This is a genomic window from Marinobacter sp. MBR-105 (assembly GCF_053628895.1).
In genome coordinates this window covers 1-25,068 of sequence record NZ_JBRJHG010000018.1, presented here as the reverse complement: position 1 = coordinate 25,068, position 25,068 = coordinate 1, and the positions used below count along the sequence as shown (strand labels likewise).

21 protein-coding genes and 1 pseudogene are annotated in these 25,068 nt (G+C 55.9%); 17 read left to right on the top strand and 5 right to left on the bottom strand.

Annotated features, from left to right (window positions below; all coding sequences use genetic code 11):
• Window positions 1-2 precede the first annotated feature (2 nt).
• A complete protein-coding gene (locus tag ACSSVV_RS17745; protein ID WP_011784164.1) occupies window positions 3-1,124 on the top strand; it encodes an ABC transporter permease in 1,122 nt (373 codons plus the stop codon).
• A gap of 46 nt (window positions 1,125-1,170) precedes the next feature.
• Here the strand turns inward: ACSSVV_RS17745 and ACSSVV_RS17740 are convergent, their stop codons facing one another.
• Window positions 1,171-2,244 (bottom strand): phospholipase A, encoded by a 1,074-nt coding sequence (locus ACSSVV_RS17740; RefSeq protein ID WP_036149235.1) that lies wholly within the window; start codon window positions 2,242-2,244, stop codon window positions 1,171-1,173.
• A gap of 230 nt (window positions 2,245-2,474) precedes the next feature.
• Window positions 2,475-2,839: pseudogene (locus ACSSVV_RS17735) on the bottom strand (transposase); the annotation flags it as partial.
• 169 nt (window positions 2,840-3,008) lie between these two features.
• On the opposite strand from ACSSVV_RS17735, the gene ACSSVV_RS17730 reads away from it, so the two are divergent.
• The 4 genes from ACSSVV_RS17730 to ACSSVV_RS17715 all read left to right on the top strand — a co-directional run bounded on the left by ACSSVV_RS17730 (window position 3,009) and on the right by ACSSVV_RS17715 (window position 3,962).
• The gene (locus ACSSVV_RS17730; RefSeq protein WP_431474634.1) at window positions 3,009-3,182 is read left to right on the top strand and encodes a hypothetical protein; all 174 of its coding nucleotides are present in this window, start codon (window positions 3,009-3,011) and stop codon (window positions 3,180-3,182) included.
• 7 nt (window positions 3,183-3,189) lie between these two features.
• The gene (locus tag ACSSVV_RS17725; protein ID WP_431474633.1) at window positions 3,190-3,312 is read left to right on the top strand and encodes a helix-turn-helix domain-containing protein; all 123 of its coding nucleotides are present in this window, start codon (window positions 3,190-3,192) and stop codon (window positions 3,310-3,312) included.
• A gap of 79 nt (window positions 3,313-3,391) precedes the next feature.
• The gene (locus ACSSVV_RS17720) at window positions 3,392-3,685 is read left to right on the top strand and encodes a type II toxin-antitoxin system RelB/DinJ family antitoxin (protein ID WP_011784162.1); all 294 of its coding nucleotides are present in this window, start codon (window positions 3,392-3,394) and stop codon (window positions 3,683-3,685) included.
• A complete protein-coding gene (locus ACSSVV_RS17715; protein WP_011784161.1) occupies window positions 3,678-3,962 on the top strand; it encodes a type II toxin-antitoxin system RelE/ParE family toxin in 285 nt (94 codons plus the stop codon). The genes ACSSVV_RS17720 and ACSSVV_RS17715 overlap by 8 nt, the downstream gene beginning before the upstream one ends.
• Window positions 3,963-4,039: 77 nt before the next feature.
• Here the strand turns inward: ACSSVV_RS17715 and ACSSVV_RS17710 are convergent, their stop codons facing one another.
• Window positions 4,040-4,474: a universal stress protein gene (locus tag ACSSVV_RS17710; protein WP_011784160.1), complete on the bottom strand. Its 435-nt coding sequence runs from the start codon at window positions 4,472-4,474 to the stop codon at window positions 4,040-4,042.
• Window positions 4,475-4,621: 147 nt separating this feature from the next.
• Between ACSSVV_RS17710 and slyA the strand changes: the two genes are divergently transcribed.
• The 4 genes from slyA to ACSSVV_RS17690 all read left to right on the top strand — a co-directional run bounded on the left by slyA (window position 4,622) and on the right by ACSSVV_RS17690 (window position 8,535).
• Complete coding sequence (slyA, locus tag ACSSVV_RS17705; RefSeq protein ID WP_091706665.1) at window positions 4,622-5,092, top strand: transcriptional regulator SlyA; 471 nt, start codon at window positions 4,622-4,624, stop codon at window positions 5,090-5,092.
• A gap of 13 nt (window positions 5,093-5,105) precedes the next feature.
• The gene (locus tag ACSSVV_RS17700) at window positions 5,106-6,296 is read left to right on the top strand and encodes an HlyD family secretion protein (RefSeq protein ID WP_198324799.1); all 1,191 of its coding nucleotides are present in this window, start codon (window positions 5,106-5,108) and stop codon (window positions 6,294-6,296) included.
• Window positions 6,289-7,920 (top strand): DHA2 family efflux MFS transporter permease subunit, encoded by a 1,632-nt coding sequence (locus tag ACSSVV_RS17695; protein WP_454106670.1) that lies wholly within the window; start codon window positions 6,289-6,291, stop codon window positions 7,918-7,920. The genes ACSSVV_RS17700 and ACSSVV_RS17695 overlap by 8 nt, the downstream gene beginning before the upstream one ends.
• Before the next feature lie 219 nt (window positions 7,921-8,139).
• Window positions 8,140-8,535: an ectoine synthase gene (locus ACSSVV_RS17690; protein ID WP_011784156.1), complete on the top strand. Its 396-nt coding sequence runs from the start codon at window positions 8,140-8,142 to the stop codon at window positions 8,533-8,535.
• Window positions 8,536-8,634: 99 nt separating this feature from the next.
• Here ACSSVV_RS17690 and ACSSVV_RS17685 read toward each other — a convergent pair whose 3' ends face one another.
• Window positions 8,635-9,036, bottom strand: a complete 402-nt coding sequence (locus ACSSVV_RS17685; protein WP_454106669.1) for a TetR/AcrR family transcriptional regulator C-terminal domain-containing protein — start codon at window positions 9,034-9,036, stop codon at window positions 8,635-8,637.
• A 242-nt stretch (window positions 9,037-9,278) separates the two neighbouring features.
• Between ACSSVV_RS17685 and aupA the strand changes: the two genes are divergently transcribed.
• Both aupA and ACSSVV_RS17675 read left to right on the top strand, forming a co-directional pair.
• The gene (gene aupA, locus ACSSVV_RS17680) at window positions 9,279-10,619 is read left to right on the top strand and encodes an alkane uptake protein AupA (protein WP_031209721.1); all 1,341 of its coding nucleotides are present in this window, start codon (window positions 9,279-9,281) and stop codon (window positions 10,617-10,619) included.
• 11 nt (window positions 10,620-10,630) lie between these two features.
• Window positions 10,631-13,828: an Ig-like domain-containing protein gene (locus ACSSVV_RS17675; RefSeq protein ID WP_023008021.1), complete on the top strand. Its 3,198-nt coding sequence runs from the start codon at window positions 10,631-10,633 to the stop codon at window positions 13,826-13,828.
• Between the two features lie 166 nt (window positions 13,829-13,994).
• Here the strand turns inward: ACSSVV_RS17675 and ACSSVV_RS17670 are convergent, their stop codons facing one another.
• Window positions 13,995-16,631, bottom strand: coding sequence for a helix-turn-helix transcriptional regulator (locus tag ACSSVV_RS17670; RefSeq protein ID WP_454106668.1), 2,637 nt, complete (start codon window positions 16,629-16,631; stop codon window positions 13,995-13,997).
• 220 nt (window positions 16,632-16,851) lie between these two features.
• On the opposite strand from ACSSVV_RS17670, the gene ACSSVV_RS17665 reads away from it, so the two are divergent.
• From ACSSVV_RS17665 to ACSSVV_RS17640, 6 genes are all read left to right on the top strand, one after another.
• Window positions 16,852-18,072 carry an alkane 1-monooxygenase gene (locus tag ACSSVV_RS17665; RefSeq protein ID WP_454106667.1) on the top strand — a complete coding sequence of 407 codons (1,221 nt, stop codon included), beginning with the start codon at window positions 16,852-16,854 and terminating at the stop codon, window positions 18,070-18,072.
• Window positions 18,073-18,209: 137 nt separating this feature from the next.
• Window positions 18,210-18,728: a rubredoxin gene (locus ACSSVV_RS17660; RefSeq protein ID WP_454106666.1), complete on the top strand. Its 519-nt coding sequence runs from the start codon at window positions 18,210-18,212 to the stop codon at window positions 18,726-18,728.
• 51 nt (window positions 18,729-18,779) lie between these two features.
• A complete protein-coding gene (locus tag ACSSVV_RS17655; RefSeq protein WP_454106665.1) occupies window positions 18,780-20,234 on the top strand; it encodes an aldehyde dehydrogenase family protein in 1,455 nt (484 codons plus the stop codon).
• Window positions 20,235-20,261: 27 nt separating this feature from the next.
• Window positions 20,262-21,866: a GMC family oxidoreductase gene (locus tag ACSSVV_RS17650; RefSeq protein ID WP_454106664.1), complete on the top strand. Its 1,605-nt coding sequence runs from the start codon at window positions 20,262-20,264 to the stop codon at window positions 21,864-21,866.
• Between the two features lie 89 nt (window positions 21,867-21,955).
• A complete protein-coding gene (locus ACSSVV_RS17645; protein WP_072678642.1) occupies window positions 21,956-23,590 on the top strand; it encodes a long-chain-fatty-acid--CoA ligase in 1,635 nt (544 codons plus the stop codon).
• A gap of 85 nt (window positions 23,591-23,675) precedes the next feature.
• A complete protein-coding gene (locus tag ACSSVV_RS17640) occupies window positions 23,676-24,347 on the top strand; it encodes an OmpW/AlkL family protein (protein WP_454106663.1) in 672 nt (223 codons plus the stop codon).
• Window positions 24,348-25,068 lie beyond the last annotated feature (721 nt).

Sequence of the window (25,068 nt, the reverse complement as noted above, 5' to 3'; positions counted from 1 at the left end):
CTATGCGCCTTGCCAATATTTGCCATCTCGGTGTCAAGGAGCTGCGCAGCCTTGTCCGCGACCCGATCATGCTGGTGCTGATCGTCTACGCCTTCACCGTTTCCGTCTACACGGCGGCCACGGCCATGCCGGAGACCCTCAACAAGGCGCCGATCGCGGTGGTGAATGAGGATCGCTCGCCGCTGTCCTGGCGCATCGTCAGCGCCTTTTACCCGCCGTACTTTGTTCTCCCCGAGGTGATCGAGCAGGCCGAGATGGACGCCCGCATGGATGCCGGCCTCGACACCTTCGCTCTTGACATCCCGCCCAACTTCCAGCGTGACCTGCTGGCAGGGCAGCGGCCCACGGTCCAGCTCAACGTCGATGCCACGCGCATGAGCCAGGCATTTACCGGCAGCGGCTATATCCAGACCATCGTCACCGACGAGGTGCGCGCCTTCGCGCAGCGTTATCGCGAGGTTCCGGAGTTGCCGGTCGATCTGGCGCTGCGGATGCGCTTCAATCCCCAGCTCAACAAGTCGTGGTTCGGCGCCATCATGCAGGTCATCAATAACGTGACCATGCTCTCCATCGTCCTCACCGGCGCGGCGCTCATCCGTGAGCGCGAGCACGGCACCGTCGAGCATCTGCTGGTCATGCCGGTCACGCCTTTCGAGATCATGAGCAGCAAGGTATGGGCGATGGCGCTGGTCGTCCTTGCCGCCACCGCCTTCGCACTGACTGCGGTGGTGCAGGGTTGGCTGTCCGTGCCCATCGAAGGCTCGCTCGCGTTGTTCCTGGTCGGGACTGCGCTGCATTTGTTCGCGACCACCTCGATGGGCATCTTCCTGGGCACCGTCGCCCGGTCCATGCCGCAGTTTGCCTTGCTGCTGATGCTGGTGCTGCTGCCGCTGCAGATGCTCTCCGGGGGCTCGACGCCGCGCGAGAGCATGCCGGAGGCCGTCCAGTACATCATGCTCGCCGCGCCCAACACCCACTTTGTAATGCTGGCCCAGGCCATTCTGTATCGTAGCGCGGGCCTCGCCACCGTGTGGCCGCAATTCCTGGCCATCGCCGTTATCGGGAGTACCCTTTTTGCCTTGGCCCTGACCCGCTTCCGGCGAACACTCAGCACCATGGCCTGACGGACCTGATGCATGGCAGCGTGGAGTTGCGCCGGGCACACTCCGACTAGAACCAGTTATTCAGCAGAATCCCCACGCCAAACCGCTCGATACGCTCGTTATAATCAATCAGACTCTCCCCATACCCGTTGTAGTACTGGAAAAAGCCCTTCATCGTATCCCCCATCGGGAAACTGTACCCGAACTCCACCGACGTCCGATTGGTAGAACGCATATTGTTCAAAAGCTTCAGCGAGAACGTGCGGTCCTCTGTCAGCTTGTAAACCGCGTGGTAACTACCATGTCCGAGATACTTCTCGATATCCGAGTTGTCGTCATCGCTGCCACTCTCCGGCAGCCGGAACCAGGGGTTAACCATAAACAGCCAGCGGTCATAGCTGTAAGCCGCGGTGCCCATGATCCGGTTCCAGCTGCGCGACCGGGGTTCTGATTGACCGTTAGACTGGTGATTGAAGCTCAGAGACACCGCACTCAGAGTGCCAGGCCCAAGATCCCAGTCCAGCCGGTGCCGGAAGAAAATCTCGGGCTCGTAGTTGGTTTCACGGAAGGGAGCGGAGTCTTTGGTGTTGTACACCTGCCAGTAGGACTGCTGGGTATAGCCAAACCAGAAGGTGGTTCGATCATCAAAAATGCCAGTCAGCAGTGGAATCTTGAAACTGATCTGGTATTTCGCCTCTTCCTCTTCCAGAGCGAAGTCATAGCCGGCGGGGCCCAGTCTCGGGCTGGTGGGCCTTGGGTTAGGGTCGTCCACATAGGTGAATGGCAGGATGTAGTTGGGGCGGTGGGTCACAAAACTGCCGGTGAATGAAAAAATTGCCTTCTCCGCGGTCAGGTAATTATCCACCAGGGCTGTCATCAGACCGGTGTCTGAGTCGTCCTCAAGAGCATCGCTGACGATCTGCTCCCGCCGGGCATCATCAGCCACCGGAATAGCGGCTTCCTCATCCGCCTGCTGTAACGTGTCTTCGTCCGCCGCTTTTCTGGCGGCAATGGGGTCATTCTGGGCGTCATAGCAGGCAAGTCGCTGGATGCCGTCCCGGATCAACGCACAGTTAACGGTTTCTTTCTGTTCATCCGGTGCAGCCTGAGCTGCCACCGTGGGGCTGGCCATCGCGAACATCAGCGTAAGCGCCCAGGCTGCTGAAAAACCGTAAGGATATCTTTTCATCGCGTCTTCTCAATTGGCAGCGGTCAGGCTGATCCAGGTGTTGGCAATGCTGCAAATCCGGACCCCAGCAGGCTCAATGCCAGCAGAAGAAAAATCAGCTTGTGCCGGATGTTAGCTTAACCGCTGGCTGACACAACCCAGCACAGGTACATAACGTCTGTTTCTTCGCCGTGAAGCAGGCTGCGAGCCTGGTGCATTTCCGGATCGCGTTTTCTGGCCCGGTTTTTCGTGGACGGCGATGCGGCAAGCAGCGTCGCGTCCACCACGGTGCCCTCGCGTAGCATCAGCCCCTGCCCAGCCAGATGAGCGTTGATCGCCTCAAACAGCTTGCCGGTGAGCCCTTCGCGCTCCAGCAATCGGCGACACTTGAGCAAGGTGGTCGCATCCGGTGCTGACTCCCGGCCAAGGTCAATGCCAACGAAACGCCGGATCGCCTGATTGTCGTAAATCGCATCCTCGATGCCTTGGTCCGAGAAGCCAAAGCACTGTTGGGGCCACTAACATACAGCCGCAACATTCGTCCCAGGCCCATGGGTGGGCGCCCCCGGCCCACCGCCTTTGGGGTAAAACGCTTCCAGTTACGCTTCCAGCGCATCCCACGGAGGCCTGCACGGTCCCCAGTTTGAGCGAACCGGCAATGTGAATAATGTCATCCCAGTGCTATTCGATCTTGTATTGACGCAACTCCGGGCCAGCTCATCAAAGAGTTCGACAACATGGGTGTGGCTATCCGGTTCCTCGACGATGGGATCAGCACCGAGGGGATCATGGGCAAGATGGTAGTCACCATCCTGTCGGCCGTGGCCCAAGCCCGAGCGTCAGCGCATACTGGAACGCACCAACGAGGGCCGCCTGGAGGCCAAGGCCAAAGGGGTCAAGTTTGGCCGTAAACCCAGGGTGGACAAGGATAGAGTCCGTGCCCTGCACAGCCAGGGAGTGGGGGCTACGGAGATCGCCAGGAGGTTAAAGATAGGCCGGTCAACAATCTATAAAATACTGGCATCTGACCAAACGCAGTGATTTTGCTAATATCTACAGCTTGACTGTATCGCATTTGAGATACAAAGTAGAGTTACGCATGACAAACGGAGAATTCATCATGGCTCACACTTCAATGCTGCACGTTCGTGTGGACGACGAGCTGAAGGCTGATGCAGCGGAAAAGCTCGCCAGCTTCGGCTTGACGGTATCAGATGCCGTCCGCATCCTTCTAACCCGCGTAACCAAAGAGGGCGGATTGCCCGTTGGGTTAACGGCTGATCCGGAAGCCCATGACGCCTGGTTCCGCGATAAAGTGAAAGAGGCCCTGGCTGATGCCCGACCTACCGTTCCTCATCAACAGGTAATGGATGAGGCACAAGCGTTGATCGACAGAAAGCGTCGCCGTGCCTGAACTGGAATGGCTGGAACTGGCTCGTACCGATCTGCTAGGGATTGTCGATTACATCTCTGATGACAATCCCGATGCAGCACAGCGCGTAAAAGATGATATCGAGATGAAAGCTGAAAAGCTGCCGGAGTTCCCCACAATAGGCCGCCCTGGTCGGGTTGAAGGGACCCGGGAACTCGTCGCCTGGTCGAACTATATCCTCGTGTACCAGGAGGATGCCTTGACGGTACGAATACTGCGCGTGTTACATGCTGCGCAGCAGTGGCCGCCAACCGATTAACACCTGAATCAAGGGCTTTCTCCTCAGCCTAGCCGGCGAAGACCTTGATGAAGACCCTGCGACATATTCCTTGACAACTACCGGTCCGCAACGGCCACCAGCAGGCTGCATGGCGCGTGGGCGAGCAGCGAAGCGCCGACGGAGCCGTGCCACCACCGGGCCATCGCGCTCTGTTCACGGTGACCGACCACGACCAGATCCGCGCCGACCTCGTGCGCCATTCGGCCGATCTCCTCGGCGGGGTTGCCCGCAGCGAGGCGCGTGTCGACGGAAAGCCCCGCCCGCCGCAGCGCTTCCGCGCCCTCCGTCAGCACGCGGCGCACTTCCTGATATTCTCGCTCCGGCAGGTCTGAGGGTGCCGCCGCTTCAGCGAGCGCGACACCCAGTTCATGGGTGACGACGGCGAGGAGATAGACACGAGCCTGGCAAAGCGAAGCCAGCTCGGCCCCCTGGTCCAGCGCCTCACGGCCTTGCCGGCTGCCGTCATAGGCTAGGAGGATCGTCCTGTACATCGTGGTGCTCCTTTCTGTGATCGGGATGGAACGCCTTTCCCGGTCCTCTGCTCTAGACAGTGCTGCCTTCGGGGCTACATCCCTCGCCATTTGATACTTAGCTATCTATTGATTATAGTACAGCTACATAATGATGCAGGCAATGCGATGACCAAACCTCTCGACGATCAGGAACAGTTCGGACTTCGCCTCGGGCTGGTTGCCCGACTGTGGCGCGCCGAAATCGACCGGCGGCTGGCCACCTTTGGCCTCACCGAGTCCCGCTGGTTGACCCTGTTACATCTCTCTCGCCTGCCCCAGGCGGCAACCCAGCGTGAATTGGCCGAGGCGGTCGGGGTGCGGGGGCCGACCCTGGTACGCGCGCTGGACCGGCTGGAAGCGGAGGGGCTGATCGAACGCCGCACGGAAGCCGCCGACCGGCGCACCAAATCGGTTCACCTGCGTGCGGAGGCTGCCCCTGTTCTGGAACGGATCGAAGCTACCACAGCGGCGGTGCGGGCGGAAATCTTATCCGACCTGTCCCATGCCGAGGTGGCGACCTGTCTGAAGGTCTTCGAGAAGATCGCCGACAAGCTGGGCGGCACCCCAAGGGCGATGCAGCCTGTGGACAAAAACTGATGAGAGCTAGAGCGTGAACCAGCATATGACCCACCGGGAACACCAGGACGACGATCAGGAAACCGATCTACGCACCGCCCCCGACAAGAAGAGGGAGGCTGAGTCAGAGACGGCTTTACCTCCTGCCCGCCCTCGGCCATGGCGATGGTATGGCGCGATCCTGGCGACGCTGATCGTTCTCGGAGGTGGCGGCTGGTGGCTGTATCAGCAGCTCACCCATGTCGTTGTGACGGATGCCCGTGTCGCCGCCGACATTGTTGCCATGAGCAGCCGGGTTCCCGGTTGGGTGACGGTACTTGAAGTGACCGATGGCGATGCCGCGCAGAGAGGCAGGGTTTTGATCCGGATCGACGACCGGGAAAGCCGTCTCCGTGTCGAGGCGCTTGACGCGCAACTCGCCGGGATTGCCCGCCGCCGCGAGGAGATCGAAGCGCGCATCGCACTCACCGACCGTCAGACACAGAGCCGCATTACCGCCAAACAGGCAGCGGTGAGGGCGGCAGAGGCCAGGTTGGCAGCAGCGGCAGCGCAACTCGATCTTGCCAGACAGGAGAATGACCGGGCGGAGAAGCTGGCGCCGAGCGGTGCCATCAACCGTGCGCGCCTGGACCAGACGCGGGCGGCGCTGGAGACGGCAAAGCAGCAGACATTGAGCGCCCAGGCGGACCTGGAAAATGCCCGCGCCGCCCTGGCCGAGGCTGAAGCCGCGCGCGGGGAACTCACGGTGCTGCGCACCCAGCTCGCCGAACTCGGCCCGGAGGAGCAGCGGCTACGTGCACAAAAAGCCCAGGCCGAACTCGACCTGGAAGATCGCACCATCGTCATGCCATTCGACGGCGTGGTGGACCGGGTATTTGTGGACAAGGGCGAATATGTCACCCCCGGCCAACGCCTGCTGATGGTGCATGATCCCGAGCGGGTGCGTGTCGAAGCGAACGTCAAGGAGACCGACATCCGCTTCTTCCGGCCGGGAAAGAGCGTGATGATCACTGTCGATGCCCTGCCGGGGCGGCGCTTTGAGGGCAGGGTCACGCGCGTCGGGCAGTCCGCCACCAGCGAGTTCGCCCTGCTGCCCAACCCCAACCCGAGCGGCAATTTCACCAAGATCACCCAGCGCCTGCCAGTGCGCATCGCGGTGCAGCAGGACGGCGGCGAACTCAAGCCGGGTATGATGGTGGAGCTGGAGGCGAGAGCCGATGACTAGCGCGCCCCGGCCGGACAGTATCGAGGGGCTATTCGCCCGTTTCGGCCCGTCCTATCGCTGGCTGGTCACAGCGACGGTCATGATGGGCACGATCGCCACTATCCTGACCGCCACCATCGTCAATGTAGCCCTGCCGGATATCATGGGCGCTTTCGGCATGGGCCAGGACAAGGCGCAACTTCTCTCCACCGGCTTCCTCGCCGCGATGACCGGGACCATGCTGCTCAATGCCTGGATGGTCGATACCCTCGGCCAGCGCGCGACCTTTATGTTGGCGATAACCATCTTTATCGCCGCCTCCATCATGGGTGGGCTCGTCCCCGCCGAGGGCGTGCTGATCCTGGCCCGTGTTTTACAAGGCGGCGCGGCCGGCATCCTCCAGCCGCTCGCCATGCAGACGATCTTCCAGGTCTTTCCGCCGGAGAAACGCGGGTCGGCCATGGGAATTTACGGCATCGGCGTGGTGCTGGCCCCGGCGCTTGGCCCGACGCTTGGCGGCATCATGGTCGACAGCTTCAGCTGGCGCTATGTCTTCTTCATGGCCGTGCCCTTCTGCTTCATCGGCCTGTTTATGGCCGCGATCTTGATGCCGGGGCGCGCAACCTCCGGTCCGCCGCGCAAATTCGACTGGATCGGCTTTGGACTGATGACGGTGTTTCTCGTGACCCTGCTCAACGGGTTGTCGAACGGGCAGCGTGACGGCTGGATCTCCGACCCCATCCTGCGCGACTTCGCCATCGCCCTGGTCGCGGGCATCGGCTTCATCGTCTGGGAGCTGCGCACGTCCGCACCCATGCTCAATCTCAAGCTCTTCACGAACCGGGTCTATGCGGGCGCCTCCGTCGTGGCCTTCATTTTCGGAGCAGGCATCTTCGGTTCGACCTTCCTGATCCCGCTGTTCGTCCAGACGATCCAGGGCTACACGCCGACCCGCTCGGGCCTGCTGCTAATGCCGGCGGGGCTGATTCTGGCCCTGGTCTTCCCCATCGCGGGGCGGCTGACTGACAGGACACCCGCCTATGCCACGGTCATGTTTGGGCTTGTGATTTTCGCGTTGTCATCGTTTCTTATGAGCAACGTGGATACCAATACCTCGTTCTGGCTGTTCGCCTGGTGGATCATGCTGGGGCGTATCGGCCTTGGTTTCATCATGCCGAGCCTGAACGCCGGCGCCCTCAAGGCGCTCCCCATGACGCTACTCAGTCAGGGCTCCGGCGCCATCAACTTCGTGCGCCAACTCGGCGGGGCGTTTGGTGTCAACCTGCTCTCCATCGCTCTGGAGCGGCGATCTCAGCTCTACGTAGACAGCTTCACGGCGGCACAGCATGCAGGCAACAGTGCAACGACCGCTATGCTGCACGAAGTAACCGGCTTGTTTGCACAGGCTGGCGTGCCGGAGGCGATACGCCAGGCCGGGGCGATGAACTATCTTGGCCGCGTGATCTACAGCCAGGGCAACATGCTGGGGTACCGGGACAGCTTCTTTATCGTCGGCGCGATCTTCCTGGCCGCCCTTGTTCCGGCGCTGATGATGCGCCGGAGGTCCACGCCTCCGGCGCTGCCGGCCAGCGAGGCCATGCGTCACCCGCCATCGTCGCAGAACGCGATTCAGCAGAGTCGGTGACGCACGTGTCAAGGGGCCACCTCACGAAACGGAAAATAGCGTACGTTAAGCCTCTCGCGGCGTGCGGAGCGGGCCACACCGGGCAATGACAGCCGGGAAGCGCTAGAGGGGTATGACCAGTGGCAGGAGGAAAGGGCCACTTGAAATATATAGATGCCTAATGTTTATACTATAAAGTTGTTTCACCCGATTCTGACCAACCAACCATGAGATACGCCCATGAAAATCGTTAAAGTTCAGGACATCATTGGTACCGAGCGTGAAGTCAGCGACAAGCAGTGGACCAGCCGCCGCCTGCTGCTCAAGAAGGACGGAATGGGATTTTCCTTCCACGAAACCATCATCAAGGCAGGCTCCGAGCACACTTTCTGGTACAAGCACCACCTGGAAGCCGTTTACTGCGTTGCCGGTAACGGGCGCATCAAGGACCTCGCCACGGGTGAAGTTCACGAGATTACCGACGGTACCCTCTACGCCCTGGACAACCACGACAAGCACACCCTGTACGGTGGCACCGAGGACATGCGCCTGATCTGCGCCTTCAACCCGCCGGTGACCGGCCAGGAAGTCCATGACGAGGACGGCGCCTACCTGTCGGACAGCAGCGATAACTGATCCGACTGACTGCCGATCTGATCGCTGGGACACTGCCAGAGCGACTGCTGGCGGTAGCGCTGTTGCTTTGACTGGTACGTCCATGCCGGCGAATCCAGATCATGCCTGGACACCTTTATTGATGACACCGTCCATAGCGATCTGCCAGATAAAATCACCAATGGCGTCGAGTGAATGGACTCCGTTCCGGTCGAACCAGGTTGCAACCCAGTTGAGCGCCCCAAGGCCGATCAGGCGAAGCAAACGGCCGTCAACATTCTTCCGGACCACGCCCTGCGCAATCATTGTTTCGAGGATACCGGCCCATAGGGACTCGTACTGGTCACGCAGTTCGATGATTTCCTTACTAGCCTCCGGGCCCAGCGCCCGCCATTCAAACAACAGCACGTAAACCGCATCCGAATCTAACAACAGGGCTCGCAGATGTGCGTTGATACAAAGACGCAAACGCTCAACCGGGTCGTCCGAGCTGGCGTAAGCCGACTCGACCTCTGCGGTCACCAGGTCGACTCCCCGGCGCATCAGCTCGACAAGCAGCGCTTCGGCAATCTACTTGAGCGACGTCCTTTCAAAACCTTTCTCACGAAAAAGCCTGGCTGCGTTAAAGACGATCTGTGGCGTCAAGAGGGCCAATGTTCCGAAAAAACAGTTTAAGTAAGCTTTTTTGCTGAACAGCATCTGACCGCCTCAACAAGCGCTGTATAGATGTACTGACAACAATAACGAGAAAACGGAGCATATTAATGCCTAAGACTCCCCTTTTTACTAAGGGCCCTACCTCTTGCCTTGCAATCGCAATTCTGTCCGCTGGGGGTTCTTTTCCCACTCAGGCCAGCATGGGCAACATCGGCACCACCTACGGGGTAATGGCAGCCGACGTGGCTACAGCGCAATCCCTGTCTATGTTCAACGATCAGGTGTCTGCCACTTACTATAACCCGGCTTATCTGACAAAAGATCCCCGGGGAGAGCTGACCCTAGGCCTGCTTCATGCAGAACAGGAACTGAGAGTGGATGGCCCCCTGCGGGATGGCGACGTACTCGCCGACTCGCCGAGCCAGCATGTGCTGATCGGCATGAAAACAAATCTTACTTCCTTGACCCGTTTCAAGCACCCCATCTACTTTGGCTTCATCGCGGGAGTGGAGAAGTATGGCAAGGAACTGCTGGCCTTCGGTTCAAACACATCGGAAAGCGGCCAGTTCATGGAGTATGGCAAGGAACCCCTGTTCCTCAATATCGGTGGTGCCACCAATATCTGGCGGGGCATTGATGCCGGCATCTCGGCAAGGGTCACCCTCGAAGCCACGGCCGAGCTCGATACGATATCGAACCTGGCCGGTGAGACACGGCGTGAGCGCCTGTCAGTCAATGCCGAACCCTCTGTAAAGTCGATCCTCAGTACCTCCATCGACTGGGGCAAAACCTTCTGCTCTGAAAGCGGCTGTTGGTTGAGCGGCTGGGAAACGGCCCTGGCTTACCGCGCAAAATCATCGGCTTCCACCAGTGTCGACGCAAACGTCATTGTCGACCAGACGATTCCCGACCCGGGGCTTGCGCTTGCGGTCACCACGATCGACTCCTTTCAGCCGGAAACCTGGGTCATTGGTACCCAGTATCAGGGTGACGGCTGGCGTATCGGGGGCAGCGTAGAACAACAGAACTGGTCAGAACTGGAAGATGAATTTGCCAGCGACACCATCAAGGATCAGAACCGCCTCTCCCCTGCTGCCCGCATGCAGTTTGACGACACCCTGATTCCCCGTCTCGGTGGCGAGTTTATGCTGAACGATAACTTCAGTTTGCGTGCCGGCGTCGCCTATGAAGAATCCCCTCTGAAAACCACCCGAAACCCGGAAATCAACTACCTGGACACAGACAAGATTTCTGTCGGGCTTGGCTTAAGCGCCACATTCAACCGCACCCGTCTTCTGGCCTACCCCGTTCGCGTGGACCTTGGTTACCAGTACCAGAAGCTGCAAGAGCGTGATTTCACCATTGTCGACTATAACGGCAATGAAGAAGACGTTACCGCAGACGGCGACATTCACGTGTTCAGCGGTTCGGTTACGCTGAAATTCTGAAGAGGTGCGGCATGAAAAAAACAACCATTGCATTGATTGTCACCACAGCACTCGCAGGCTGCGGGGGTAGCGGAGACAAGCAGACCGTTACCCGGGCTCCGACACCCGGATCGCTGACATTTACCTATCCGGCTGACAGTACGTCCCCCGGCGGCGATCAGCCCGGTGTCACGTCCACCGTCCCCACAACAGCACCGGTCTTCCTGCGCTTCAACAAGTCCATCGATACACCGCTGACTGACCTTCCCGATGTCCTGGTCCTGAAGGATGCCACCGGGAACGAGGTTACCCTCACCGACGTGATGTTCACTGGTGAAGACAAGATGGGGCTGGCGGCAAAGCCGGACACGGCGCTTGCGCCGGGAACCAGCTACACCCTGACCGCAGAGGGCCTTGAGGTTGGCGGCACACCGGTGTCACTGACCGCGGATGGCATCCGATTCAGGACAGCACCGGCCACATCCGGCCCGATTCTGAGCCAGACCGAAGGCACCGGATTTGAACTGGCGCGGACCATTCCGGACGGAGGAAGCGACTACCCCGTCACGGATTTCACGACATTCCGGCTTCAGTTTACCGAGCCCGTCGACCCGCAATCGGTGGTTTACGGCGACACCATCCGCCTGACGGACCAGGCCGGTGAACCGGTGAATGCCGAAGTATACGTCAGGGGTCACCGGGTCACGGTGGACCCGGAAGGCTACCTGGACCCCACCAAAACCTATACCCTGAAAGTGACTACCGGCATCAAAAGCGCTCTGCTCGATGATGCCCTGTCCGAAGATCGCACACTGACCTTCAACCCGATCGACTCCCGCTCCCCGACGGGCAAGCGGCAGATTATGGCCCAGGCTGCTGAAACCCTGTCTGGCCAGCTACCGCTGACGGGCGAGGATTACAACTCGGTGAACCTGAGTTCTCCCCTCCTGGGCCCGGACAACCCGACGGCCGTCACCGGCACCGTGTTCGCGGAGCTGGGTTTTATTCCCAAATTTGAAGCGGCCGGCCAGAGCATTCCCCTGAGGATCGACCGGGGCACCCTGCTGACCGGGAGTTCCGTAGTGGTCAAGGTCGCCGGTGCCGTACCGGCCGGGTTTGAATCCGACGCCGTCGAGGTTCGCTTTCTCTCGGACGCCAATGGCTTCCTGATGCCCAATCCCTACACCGATGCAGTGGATGCACCCCGATCGCTCGAACTCTACGTCGATATGGCCCTCAATACCGGGAACACCATTGCCAACGGTGCCCTTGGCCAGCAGCTCATGCACGTGCAGCTGGTGGGTACCGCCATCGTCGAGGACGGCAAGCTGAGCATCGAAGCCGTTGGCGTTATTGAGCCGGACGTGATGGGCATTGACACGGCCTCAGGCCTGATCTCCTTCAAGCTGAACGGCTTCCGCAACGTCGAAGATGCCCCGCTGCAGGCCGGCTTCGCGGACACCGAAGCGCCCTTCATCAAGAGCTGGGTGCCCGGGGATGATAATCAGGACAAGCTTCGCCCGGGCGATAATCTGGTGGTCTACTTCAACGAACCGCTGCTCCCCTCATCCATCCATTCAGACAACATTCAGCTGGAAAAGAATGGAGTACCGGTTGATGCGAACCTGAAAGCCAATGGCGGCAGTGTTGTCATTGATCCCGTGGAGCCGTTGGAGCATGGTCCGGCCTACGTTCTCAGGCTCAATCCCGATGGTGCCTCGTCGCAAAACGGGTCCGGTTTGCGGGATCTGGCCGGAAACACCTTTGCCAGCCAGGTTGCCCTCCCCTTCCAACTCAGCCCGACCGAACCGGGCACGCCAACGGACCAGTCACCGCTTGCCCTGATAACCCACCCGGGGTTCCCCTGTGCCAAAGATATTACCGATACGAATGTCAGTAATGGTAACCAGGGACGTTGTACCGGGGGCAAAGACGATGACGACCTGCTACCCATTGGTCAACTCGAAACCGACAAGCCCATTATCGTCCGTTTCTCCCAGAACATGAACCCGGAAACCATCATCCCCGGCGACAGTCTGACCGTTGAAAGGCAAACGGATACTGGCCAATGGGAAAAACTTGATATCTCCGAATACACCCTCACCACCGAGCCACGGTCCCTGACCATTACGCCCCTGGTTCCGTGGGAGACAGGCAGGCTTTACCGCTATACGCTGAATGCCAATGACTCCGCGATAGAGTCAGCCGCGGGGCTGCCTCTGCAAACCGTCCTGCTCACCCAGGATAAATGGGAGGCAACCCACAGAACCGAGGGCGGCACGGCGCTGGTGAACTACTTCACCGGCATCGAGAAAAAGAATGCCACCTACCTGCCGCTGAGAAACCTGCCGGCGGCCGATGCCAATGCGGATCTGGACTATACAAAAGATCTTGAGGCCGGCTCTCAAGCAGGAGAAAGCGTTGCCAACGCGGTAGGCCTGGCATCCAATGGGGTCAGCTCACTGGATCCTCCTCAACAGGATTCTCTTGTTGTTGACGCTGGAATTGGATGTGAAGTCGGGGAAAGCTGCCCGGAAGACAAGTTCATTTATCTGACAGCCATGCTCGATACCATCGTAGCAGGACAGCCGGATGAGCAGGGCCGGGTACCGGTGGAAATTCTGCCCTCTGTGTTAGCCACCACATCCACCGATGTGTGGGCCAAAATAGATACTACGTTGTTGGATTTGTTTGCCCAGTTCAATATCGCAAACACCGGCATTGAGGCCAACGAACGTATCCCGACCGGCCCGCTCATGATGCGCATAAGATACCCAAGGGATGCCAATGGCAATGTGGAACCGCTGAATGGCTTTCTCTATACCAACGATCAGGGTCAGTTTACCTTCGAGCTCATTCTGGACGTCTATCTGGATGCACCTTACCTCAACCCGAGCATTGGCCCGGCCTATCTTGACCATAACCTGCGCAGCTATCCCATTCACGACCTGGGTGGTGACCGCCTGACGCTGAGAGGGCCTGTGACCTTTCTCCCGGATGGCCGCATACAGATCCAACTGCTTAATGTCGAGAAGGTCCCGATTGACGTTGAAGTGCGGGGAGATATTAAGCTCAACTCGAACAATGTAGGTGGTATATGCAGTCTGGTTCCTAACCTTTGTAACCCGCTCATCGATTTGCTGGGACTGAACGCAAACACCGTCATCCGTCTTGAAATCCCTGAAGGTAAGCTTTCTCTCACCTATCTCTCACCAACGACACAGCAGTAACCCCCAAAAAGCCCTGGCTTACCAGCCAGGGCTTTTTGTTTGCCCGGCGAAGCCGGGCCGCCTGCCAGCGCCGCGAAAAGGTGGCACTCTCTGCCCATACACCCCTGCCCATACACCCCTGCCCATACCCCGGCTCCGCAACCAGCAGAGCACCGGTTACGTCTCACTATAGAAGTCCGCGCAGTCGCGCTTCAGTGACCGCCTGAACCCGGTTGGTTACTCCAAGTTCGCTGAAAATCTTCTTCAGATGCCATTTGACAGCATCCTCGGTCACAAGAAGCCGCTCAGCGATCGCTTTGTTGGTCATTCCGTTGCTTATGCACTTCAGTATGGAAATCTGCCTGACCGTGATGGCGGCGTCGGTATGTCCCGGTACCGGTGCAGCGCTGAGGTCGCCTGCCCGGACCTCGGGGTCCTTTGTAGTGGCAGCTTCAGCGGTGTCCGGCAGATCATCAAAAAGATTCCGGGCAAGGGGACTCAGGGAAAGCAGCGTTTCTTTTATCCACAGCGGTGTAAAGTGGCAATTCAGATGCTCCGCATGCAGGTTGGCATCAAGCATCATGCGCTTCGCCGGTTTTGAGGAACCGAGGGCAAAGGCTGCCAGGGCCTGGCAATACTGAGCGGCGACCCTGGTTCTGGCATCTGAGATGGCACTGGCAGCCTGAAGCGCCTCTCTGGCATAGTTCCCGGCCACACCAAACTGCTTCCCAAGCCTTAGCCTGTACATTGAGCGCACTAAAGCAATGTGCGCCTGAATGGCCCGGTTTTGATTCGGCGTAAATGTCAGCTCGGATTCATCGGGAAGTATCGGTGGCTCCAATTCCTCGTTGTTCAGGAGAGTGAACTCAGCCAGCTGAACTTTCGTCAGGATATTGAGGCGCGGGAGCTCGCGCTCGCTGGCGGCCAGGCGGGCTTGCTCCAACAGGGCCATGGCTCTGTCCCGGAATCCCTGGTGGTACAGCAAACGGCTGCAGGTCTGTGTACATCCCCACAGAATGTCGGTAACGCCATAATTCAAGGCGAAATCAAAGGATGCCTGTGCAGATTCCGGGGAAACCAGGTGATGATCCTGTTCGAGCAGGATTTGTAACTCAAGAACACCAAGCATCTTGCTTAAAAAGCTTTTTGGTACGCCAATCTTTTCTGCGGTTTTATTCGCCTGACGCAACAGGTGCATTGCCCGGACCATGTCGCCTTTGAACAATTCTGTCTGAATTTCCGCCGTTTTAAGCCAGATAAACGCGTAGAATTGATTGGATGACTGATTGACCACAGCCGCCTTGTGCAATAATTCTTCTAACTCTTCAAAGCGGCGGTCGCTGGAGGCAATGAATGCCTGGCATGTAAGGGCCGCGCCTTTACCCACCAGGTTGCGATCGCCAAAGGCGTCAATCCACTTTTCACAGAGCGCCTGACTCTCCGGCAATTCATCGTGTGTGGCTTTACCTATTGCCTTAACCAGTTCCCGCCACCCTTCCTCATCAAGGCTGCCCAGCCCCCTGGAAATCGGATGGCGGGAACTCGCCAGCATTTCCTCTGCCTGCCGCGCTTGCTGGCTGAAATACAGAGTCCAGGCATAGCCTATGCTTAAGGAAGCGATTTTTTTTATCGTGCGGGCCGGCACCTTTTCAAACCATGTGCGAAGCACTTCAATTTCACCTTGCCGGAGCGCCACATCCAGAATAATGCTGTCACTGACCACGCGCGCCCAGCGATGGTCACTGGCTTCCAGGGCGACGTTGATTGAATGGAGGTACTCTCCCCTGCGCCAATGCCAGAAGGCAACGCGTTTCAGCACATACGAACGGCGCTCCCGTTGAGTGGCGCTAAACACACTGCGCAAATACTCTCTCAGCACAGGGTGCATGGTCAGGTGCTTGCCGGAGGCGGCGGTGGGGGCTAAAAGTGCAAATTTTTCGTTAAGAAACGAAATTTCCTGATCAGCCTGTTGCGTTTTATAGACATAGTCATAGCATTCAGCGCTGATCTCCTCGAGCATCGCTGCGTTGCAAACAAACCTTCGCGCATTATCGGGTAGCACGGACAAGAGATTGTCTCTGAAATACGAGCGGGTTTCCGGCCAGGATTCGGGAGGCAGGTCCGGGTTCGGGGTTTGGCGCATCAGTCTGACGAGTGCGGGCCATCCGCCCGTGGCTTGTATAATGTTGCCTGCTTCGGAGCCACCTATACCCGTTACCTCACCAAGCTTCTCCGGCTCCTTTAGGTCCTCTTCTGTAAAGGCAAGCTCATCAGCACCATAGGTCACAACACCCGTCATCAGCGACAAACGCGGCAATGCCCCGGCGCTGCCGGGCGCAATAAAAAATTTTACATTGTCCGGTGTTTCACAGATCAGATCCTCAATCAGATCCCCGTTATCTGCCCCTTCACCGGGCCCGTCAAGGCAAATTCTTATGGTCTTTTTTGCATTGAATAAGGCATCCCGAAGCGCTTCGATGGTGTCGGTGTCGCTTTTCAGCGCTCCCCGGGATTCAGGTCCTTCAAGCTGATATAAAACCAACGCCGCAAACAGGCTGTCAGTGACATCCCGTGCGTCCGGGTACGATCGTCTATTGATATAGACGGCACTCTCGTGTTCCGGATCGCGGATGTTCGCTGCCAGGGCTACCTGTACAGATTTTCCGTAGCCCGGCGGAGCCCGGTACAGAACGACTTTTGCTCCAGGCACCGCGGAAGCACTCAGGCGCTGGCGGTCTGTACAGCCTTGAGTAATGAAACGCTGACGACCCCACATCCGGGCGGACATCTTTCTGCACCAATCTTCCAGGCTATGGCGTGTCATGACAGTCAAGTCTCCTGCTTTGCCACCCCGGAACGCGAGCGCGCCAGGGCATGACGTATATCGACCGTTATCCGGCGCCAAACCTACCCGTTCGGGTAGTTGTTTGACCCCAACTTATAGCCAATCCTGTAACTGCGTACAACCGGCCCGCTCATCTGAGTGGCCCGGTCAGAACAAGATGTAAAAAGATGATGAATCCGATAACAATAAGGTGATCCTCATGTCAATGTCAGAAAATGTAGTAACAGAGTCTCTTCAGAGGGACCCTGGTGCCGAAAACTATGTGGACAGAAAGCGCCACCTGTGGGTCCTTTCCGTGCTGTGGCCAGCGACACCCCTTATCAGCCTTTATCTGGTCGCCCAGACCGGATGGAGCATCTGGTACGGGCTGGTGTTAATCTTCTGGTATGGTGCCGTTCCCTTGATTGATGCCATGTTCGGAGAAGATTTTTCCAACCCCCCCGAGTCGGCTGTGCCCCGGCTTGAGCAGGACCGTTACTATCGGGTGCTGACCTACCTGACCGTGCCCGTTCACTACGCATCTCTGATTGTCAGTTGCTGGTGGGTGGCCACGCATCCAATGAATGTTTTCGAGTTCGTCGCACTGGCCTTTTCCATGGGCATCATCAATGGCCTGGCTCTGAACACAGGCCACGAACTCGGCCATAAAAAAGAGACGTTTGACCGCTGGATGGCCAAACTGGTTCTCGCCGTGGTCGGATATGGTCATTTCTTCATTGAGCACAATAAGGGGCATCACCGTGATGTGGCAACACCGATGGACCCGGCGACATCCCGCATGGGCGAGTCCATTTACGCATTTTCATTGCGTGAAATTCCCGGTGCTTTCAAGCGGGCATGGACGCTGGAAGAGCAGCGCCTGAGCCGTTGCGGCAAAAGTGTCTGGAGCCTGGAGAACGAAGTGCTTCAGCCGATGATTCTGACGGTCGTGCTGTATGCCGCATTGCTGGCGTTTTTTGGTCCGTTAATGCTGATCTTCCTGCCCATCCAGATGGCCTTTGGCTGGTGGCAGTTGACCAGCGCCAACTATATTGAGCATTATGGCCTGCTGCGGAAGAAGATGCCGGATGGACGTTATGAGCGTCAACAACCGCACCACTCATGGAACTCAAACCACATTATGTCGAACCTGATTCTGTTTCATTTGCAACGACATTCCGACCATCACGCCCATCCTACAAGGTCCTATCAATCGCTTCGCGACTTCAAAGACCTGCCTTCCTTACCATCGGGATATCCCGGAATGTTCCTGGTCGCAATGTTTCCCTCATGGTTTCGGTCGATCATGGATCACCGGGTGGTGGAATGGGCGAAAGGAGATCTCGACAAGATTCAGATCCAGCCCGGCAAGCGTGAGTACTATGAGCATAAATTTGGTGTGACGGGCCATCAACAGGCCAATACCGCAGCTGCTAAATGAGCGGGTAGCTGGGGTTATATACCTCGTTTACGTTACTTACGTTGTAGATAAAGGAGCGTGTCTGACGTGCACCTGAAAAGGTGCGCGTCGGGCGCTACCAAAACAAAGACAACAAGATCGTTTGAAAGGTGCTCTAAATGGCTAAATATCAATGCCCTGATTGTGGTTATGTATACGACGAAGTGGTTGGTGATCCGCACGAAGGCTTTCCTGCAGGAACGACATGGGAAAAAATTCCTGAAGACTGGTCCTGTCCAGACTGTGCCGTCAGGGATAAGGTTGACTTCGTTGCGCTTCAAGAAGCGAACTCGGAACTTTCGGTGTCCGCAACCAATATAGCGGTCCGTACTGCCAGCCAAGCTAAGACCGAGGGAGCATCGCAGAAAGCAACGGACGCATCTACTCCTTCAGCTAAAAATAAAACAAAGCCCAAAGCGAAACCGAAGCCTACCTCTTCAAAATCGCCCAAAGACTCGACTCAAAAAGATACCTATCGGAAGTGGGTCTGCATCACTTGCGGCCATATCTACGATGAAGCTCTCGGAGATGAAGCCGAAGGCTTCCCTGCCGGCACTCGTTTTGAAGATATTCCAGACGATTGGTGCTGTCCGGACTGTGGTGCCACAAAAGAGGACTATGTCCTCTATGAAGACTAATAATCCGATTTAAAATAACAACAGTCTCGTTCGGAAAGAGGTGATTTTATAATGCAGATTGCTAGTCTGGCGGAGGTTGGGCTGCCCAATGTGTCAACCAGCGATACGATTGATTCAACGTTCGCGGCCCTAAAGCGGGCACAACTTGCGCGTCGCGGAAGTTTTACCTTAGAGGCTCGAATAGCGCAGCTCGACCAGCTGCGGGATTCAATTAAACGCTACGAATCAAACATCATTGCGGCTTGCGCGGCGGACTTTCGAAAACCCGCTCCAGAAGTCAAATTAACTGAACTCCTGCCGGTGCTTCAGGAAATTCGACACACTAAAAAACACTTGCGTAAATGGATGCGTCCGAAGCGGGTGGCTGCCTCCGTTGGCGTTCTGGGTACGAAATCTTATGTTCGGCCAGAACCAAAGGGGGTGTGCCTGATCATTGCACCGTGGAATTATCCGCTCAATCTCGCGCTGGGACCTCTGGTCTCGGCGTTGGCTGCAGGAAACGGTGCGATCATCAAACCCTCGGAAATGACACCCCATACCTCAAAGGTGATCGCTGATATTGTCGCCGAAACCTTCTCTCCTGACCTGGTTTCCGTGGTTGAGGGGGATGCTGCGGTAGCGCAGAAACTGTTGACCTTGCCCTTCGACCACATATTCTTCACTGGTAGCCCTGCGGTAGGCAAGCTGGTCATGGAGGCTGCTGCCAGGAACCTTTCCTCAGTGACACTGGAGCTGGGCGGGAAATCCCCGACCATCGTAGGCCCGGATGCCAACATAAAGAAGGCTGCCAGATATATTGTCTGGGGGAAGTTTGCCAATAACGGCCAGACCTGCATCGCTCCAGACCACGTTTTTGTACACAGAAGTATCGCAGACCAATTCAATGAAGCACTTAAAAAGCAAATCGGGCGCACCTACGGAAAAACACCGGAAGCTCAAAAATCGACGGCTGACTATTGCCGGATTGTAAATGCCCGTCATTTCCAGCGCGTATCAAACATTATAGATGATGCCAAAAGCAAAGGCGCAAAAGTCTTTGAAGGTGGCGTTACAGATGCTGAAGAAAATTTTATTGCTCCGACGTTGATTGCAAATGTATCCAGCGACATGGATATCTCACGTGAGGAGTTATTCGGCCCGATATTACCGGTTATTGAGTTCGATGATATTGATTCGGTTATCAATAAAATAAATGATAACCCCAAGCCGCTGGCGCTTTACGTATTCGACAAAAACAAGTCTTTTGCCAGGAGTATTATCGAACGAACAAGTTCCGGCGCTGTAGGGGTCAACCTTACAGTCGTGCATTTTCTACATCCGGACCTGCCTTTTGGTGGAGTGAATAATTCCGGGATAGGGGCGGCACACGGTGAATACGGTTTCCGCGCTTTTTCCCATGAAAAGGCGTTGATGGAGGATAAGCATTCTCTTATCCACCTTCTTTTTCCTCCCTATACACGCTGGGTCCGGCGGCTCATAGATGCTGCTGTTCGTATTTTGGGCTGAGCATAATCAAATAACAAGAGAGGTATTATGTACGATTACATTATTGTTGGTGCGGGATCAGCTGGCTGTTTATTGGCTAACCGGCTTACTGCAGATCCTTCGAAGCGAGTGGCGTTGCTTGAAGCGGGGCCTGGGGATAAGAACCCGCTCATACATATGCCCATAGGCATTGCACTTCTTGCCAATAGCAAGAAGCTGAATTGGGCTTTCGAAACCGAACCTCAAGAACACCTCAAGGGGCGTCGACTGTTCTGGCCGCGGGGAAAGACACTTGGCGGCTCCTCTTCTATCAACGCCATGGTCTATATCAGAGGCCACAAAGCCGATTATGAACGCTGGGGGCAAGCTGCCGGGACCGACCTTTGGGGATGGGACCGCGCATTAACATTGTTTCGTCGGCTGGAAGATAACGAACGTTTCGGACCGGATGCTTACCACGGCAAGGGCGGTGAACTCAGCGTAAGCGATCTGAGATCGGTCAATCCGTTAAGTCGGGATTTTGTTCGCGCCGCTTCCCATGTGGATGTCCCGGTGAACACGGATTTCAATGGCGAAACGCAAGAGGGACTGGGCCTCTACCAGGTGACACAAAAAAATGGTCGGCGCTGGAGTTCGGCGCAGGCGTTTCTGCGTGGCGCAGAGAAACGGCCTAACCTCGATGTGCTAACGGACGCTCGGGTAACCCGGGTGGTAATGGACGGTAAGCGGGCAGTCGGCGTGACACTGAACCAGGGGGGCGAATATCGCCAGCTTAGACTCAATAACGGCGGTGAAGTCATATTGTCTGGTGGTGCGGTTAATTCACCACAACTACTTATGCTTTCGGGAATCGGTGATAGCGAAGAGCTTCGGAAACACGGAATCCCTCTGGTCCATCACCTTCCTGAGGTGGGCAAGAATCTGGTCGATCATTTGGATATTACGCTGATGCACGCGGCGAACTCACGTTTGCCTATTGGTGTTGCCCCCAGCTTCCTGCTTCGGGGAGTGAGCGCACTTTTTTCCTATATTTTTGCGCGACGCGGGTTTCTCACCAGTAATGTAGCCGAGGCAGGAGGCTTTGTTAAATCCAGCCCTTCGTGTGAACGACCGAATGTGCAATTCCATTTTTTGCCAACTTTTTTGAAGGATCATGGGCGAAAAGTGATGACCGGGTATGGCTACACCTTACACATTTGCGATCTGCTGCCCAAAAGCCGGGGTTTTATTGGACTGAAAAGCCCTGATCCATTAGCCGATCCGTTGATTCAGCCCAATTATCTGAGTGACCCCGAAGACATCAAGACAATGATTTCCGCCGTTAAATTCGGGCGACGAGTACTCGCGGCACCGACAATGGCTTTGCATAGTAAGCGAGAAGTCATGCCCGGAAACTCTGTGTCCTCGGACGATCAGATTGCGGACTTCATCCGGGAAAATGCAGAGACTATCTACCACCCCGTTGGCACCTGCCGTATGGGCGTGGATCCGGAGTCAGTCGTTGATCCAGAGTTGAAAGTCAGAGGCATTGAAGGGCTTAGAGTCGTCGATGCTTCGATAATGCCCAGTTTGGTTGCCGGTAACACCAACGCACCCACCATGATGATTGCCGAAAATGCAGCCGACATCCTCCTGGGAAATGTCACGGTTTAGGCTCGGGTTATGACGCCCACGCCCACCGCGGACACTACTGACGCCAACTATTCCGTCCCACGAGCAGTAGAAATGGAGAGGAGATAAACGTGCTTGGCAAAATGATGAACGTAGAACTCACCGTGAATTCTTTGATCGACCATGCTGCTCGCTACCATGGAGACGCTGAGATTGTGTCGATAGGAACGGATGGAAATCCCAGTCGATCTGACTGGGCAACTGTTTCGAGGCGGTCGCGACAACTTGCGTCGGCGCTTCGAACGGCAGGCTATGTCCAGGGGGATCGGTGCGCGACCATTTGTTGGAATAACGTGGGGCACCTGGAATGTTATCTTGGCATCTCTGGTGGCGGGATGGTGTGTCACACCATTAACCCGCGACTGTTTCCAGAACAACTCGTTTACGTTATCAACAATGCTCAAGACAAAGCCATATTCTTTGACAAAACGTTCCTTTCGATTGTTTCAAATATCCGTGACCGACTGGAGACGGTTGAGGAATTTGTATTGATGTCCGAACCGGACGAAGAAATTGCAGCGCAATTTCCAGGATTGTTGTTTTATGAAGAGTTTCTCCAGCGAGGAACGCCTAACGCGAATTGGCCTGAAATCGCCGAAAACCAGGCCTCAAGCCTCTGCTATACATCGGGCACCACTGGAAATCCCAAAGGGGTGCTCTATTCACACCGCTCCACCGTTCTGCACGCGCTGGTAGCTGCTCAACCCGACGCACTGAATTTATCGGCACGGGACGTGGTGATGCCGGTTGTTCCTATGTTTCACGTAAATGCGTGGGGGGTACCCTACATTACGGCGATGGTTGGAGCCAAACTGGTGTTGCCTGGTCCTGGCCTGGATGGGCAAAGTTTGGTCAAGCTGATCGATTCAGAAAGCGTAACGATTGCGCTGGGTGTGCCTACGATTTGGCAGGGACTTCTCTCGGCTTTGGACGAGCTTGGCTCCTCGGCACAGTCGCTTAAACGGACGGTGATAGGGGGTAGCGCTTGTCCGCCCTCAATGATGTCGGAGTTTCGTGGTAAGTATGGCGTAGAAGTTGTCCATGCATGGGGAATGACAGAAACATCACCGATCGGAACCGTCAACGCACTGCTGTCGAAACACAATACTCTTTCGGAGGAAGGAAGAAACAAAATCCGTGAAAGCCAGGGACGGCCTCCCTACGGGGTGCAGCTCAAAATTGTAGGAGAAGACGGTCATCAACTGCCCGAAGATGGCATTGCTCAGGGAAATCTCCGCATCCGTGGTCATTGGGTGGTAGCCGATTACTTCGGTGTTGAACCAAATCAGACTCTTGAGGAAGACGGTTGGTTCGAGACAGGTGATGTTGCTTCGATCAATGATGATGGATTTATGACAATACGTGACCGCTCAAAAGATATTATTAAATCTGGTGGTGAATGGATATCTACAGTCGAATTGGAGGGAATCGCAATGGGCCATTCTGCCATCAATGAAGCTGCCGTAGTGGCGGCCTCCCATGATAAATGGGACGAACGACCGATCCTGTTGGCAGTAAAAATACCCGACGCAAATATTACTGAGGAGGAACTTCTTGCTCATTATCAGGGGAAAGTCGCCAAGTGGCAGATCCCGGATCGCGCGATCTTTGTGGAAGGATTGCCACGCAATGCCACGGGGAAAGTATTAAAAAACAAGCTGCGTTCTGAGTATGGGGAAGTATTAGTCAATAAACCGGCAAGCTAGCATCAATGAGTGGCATTTGTGTTACGAAAAATTGCAGTTTTACCTAAAGCCAATTTGTTTTAATACCAAAAAGGATAATAAAAAAATGAAACCTAAAATAATTAGTAAAGTCTCGTTAGTGGCGTTCCTTTTACTTTCACTTGCTGCGAGCCTGGCCAACGCTCAATCTGAGCCGGTTTACAGTAGAGGCGACTGGGTGGTTGGACTGAATGCCACTAGAGTTTTAACCGATGAAGATTTGCGATCAGCCTCTGCGGGGGGTGCCCCCGTTCCAAATTCCAACCTGTCTATTAACAACGATACGACCGTTTCATTCGACGTGTCGTATTTTCTGAGTAATCAGCTGGCATTTAACATTTTTGGCGGCATTCCCGCTAGTGCGGACCTCCAGGGCGAAGAGTCTCTCTCCGGTCTTTTTCTTGGTCAAACAGATTATGGTCCGGTAATTCTTTCGCTTCAGTATCATGTTTTGACGGGTAGCAACTTCTCTCCGTACTTTGGAGCGGGTGTAGGACGGATTCTCTTTTTAGATGAGAAGGATCGCGCACTAACCGACTTCGACGTCGAAGATACATGGGCCCCTGCGGTTCAGGCTGGTTTTCGCTGGAGGATACACAATAACTGGTCGGCAAATTTTGACGTTAGATATGCACCCTTCGAGGCGGATATCACCGGTAACCTGGGCCCGGCCCCTGTTCAGGCAAAATTGGAAGTGGACCCCACTATCGTGAGCATCGGTGTTGCATATCGCTTTTAAATGCCAAGTATACCAACCGTCTGCATTTGCTGGTCGCTTTCAGCAACCTGCTGATTGATAAAAAACCTGCAGCGTAAGACCAATGCGCCCCTTTTCCGCCAAGATTGCGGAAAAGGGGCAAAAACCAGCGGTTATTCAGATCTTCCTTAGGTATATAGCCCCAGCCTTATGCATCATTTAAAGGTCTCGTATCGTTTAGTCGAGTAGTATATAGCCATCAGGACCGGCACGTCCTTACTATAGAAAACCTTTTCAGTAGTCCCGCAAGTTTCATTTAATCGAGCAAGTGTCTTAACATTAATACCGCTCGTAACTATCGGTTCTTGATGTCCACCATCAATAAGCCGGAATCTTACTGTGTTTGATTTACACACCGCTTGAAGCTTGCAGTCTGAAAAGCCCTGTCTTGGCTGCCACCACCCATCCGCATGAAAAAGCATATGCTCAGATGAACCAAAACAAGAGGTCGACACCGAATGGGCGATGTTGCTTATGAAGGATTGAGTGATCGGAACCTCTACCCATAATGGCCGATAGAGACTTCGCTTTTTCTTTGTGGGTAAAATCAAGTTCATATTTTCGTCGGTAATTGCAAGGTGAGGTTATTAGTGGGACATATAGAGAATTACTAATGGGTACGAAAGTAAGCGAACATTATTTATAATATAGCGGTCGTTCGCCAAGCTTATCGGATATCTACACACATGCGCCACGATGACGG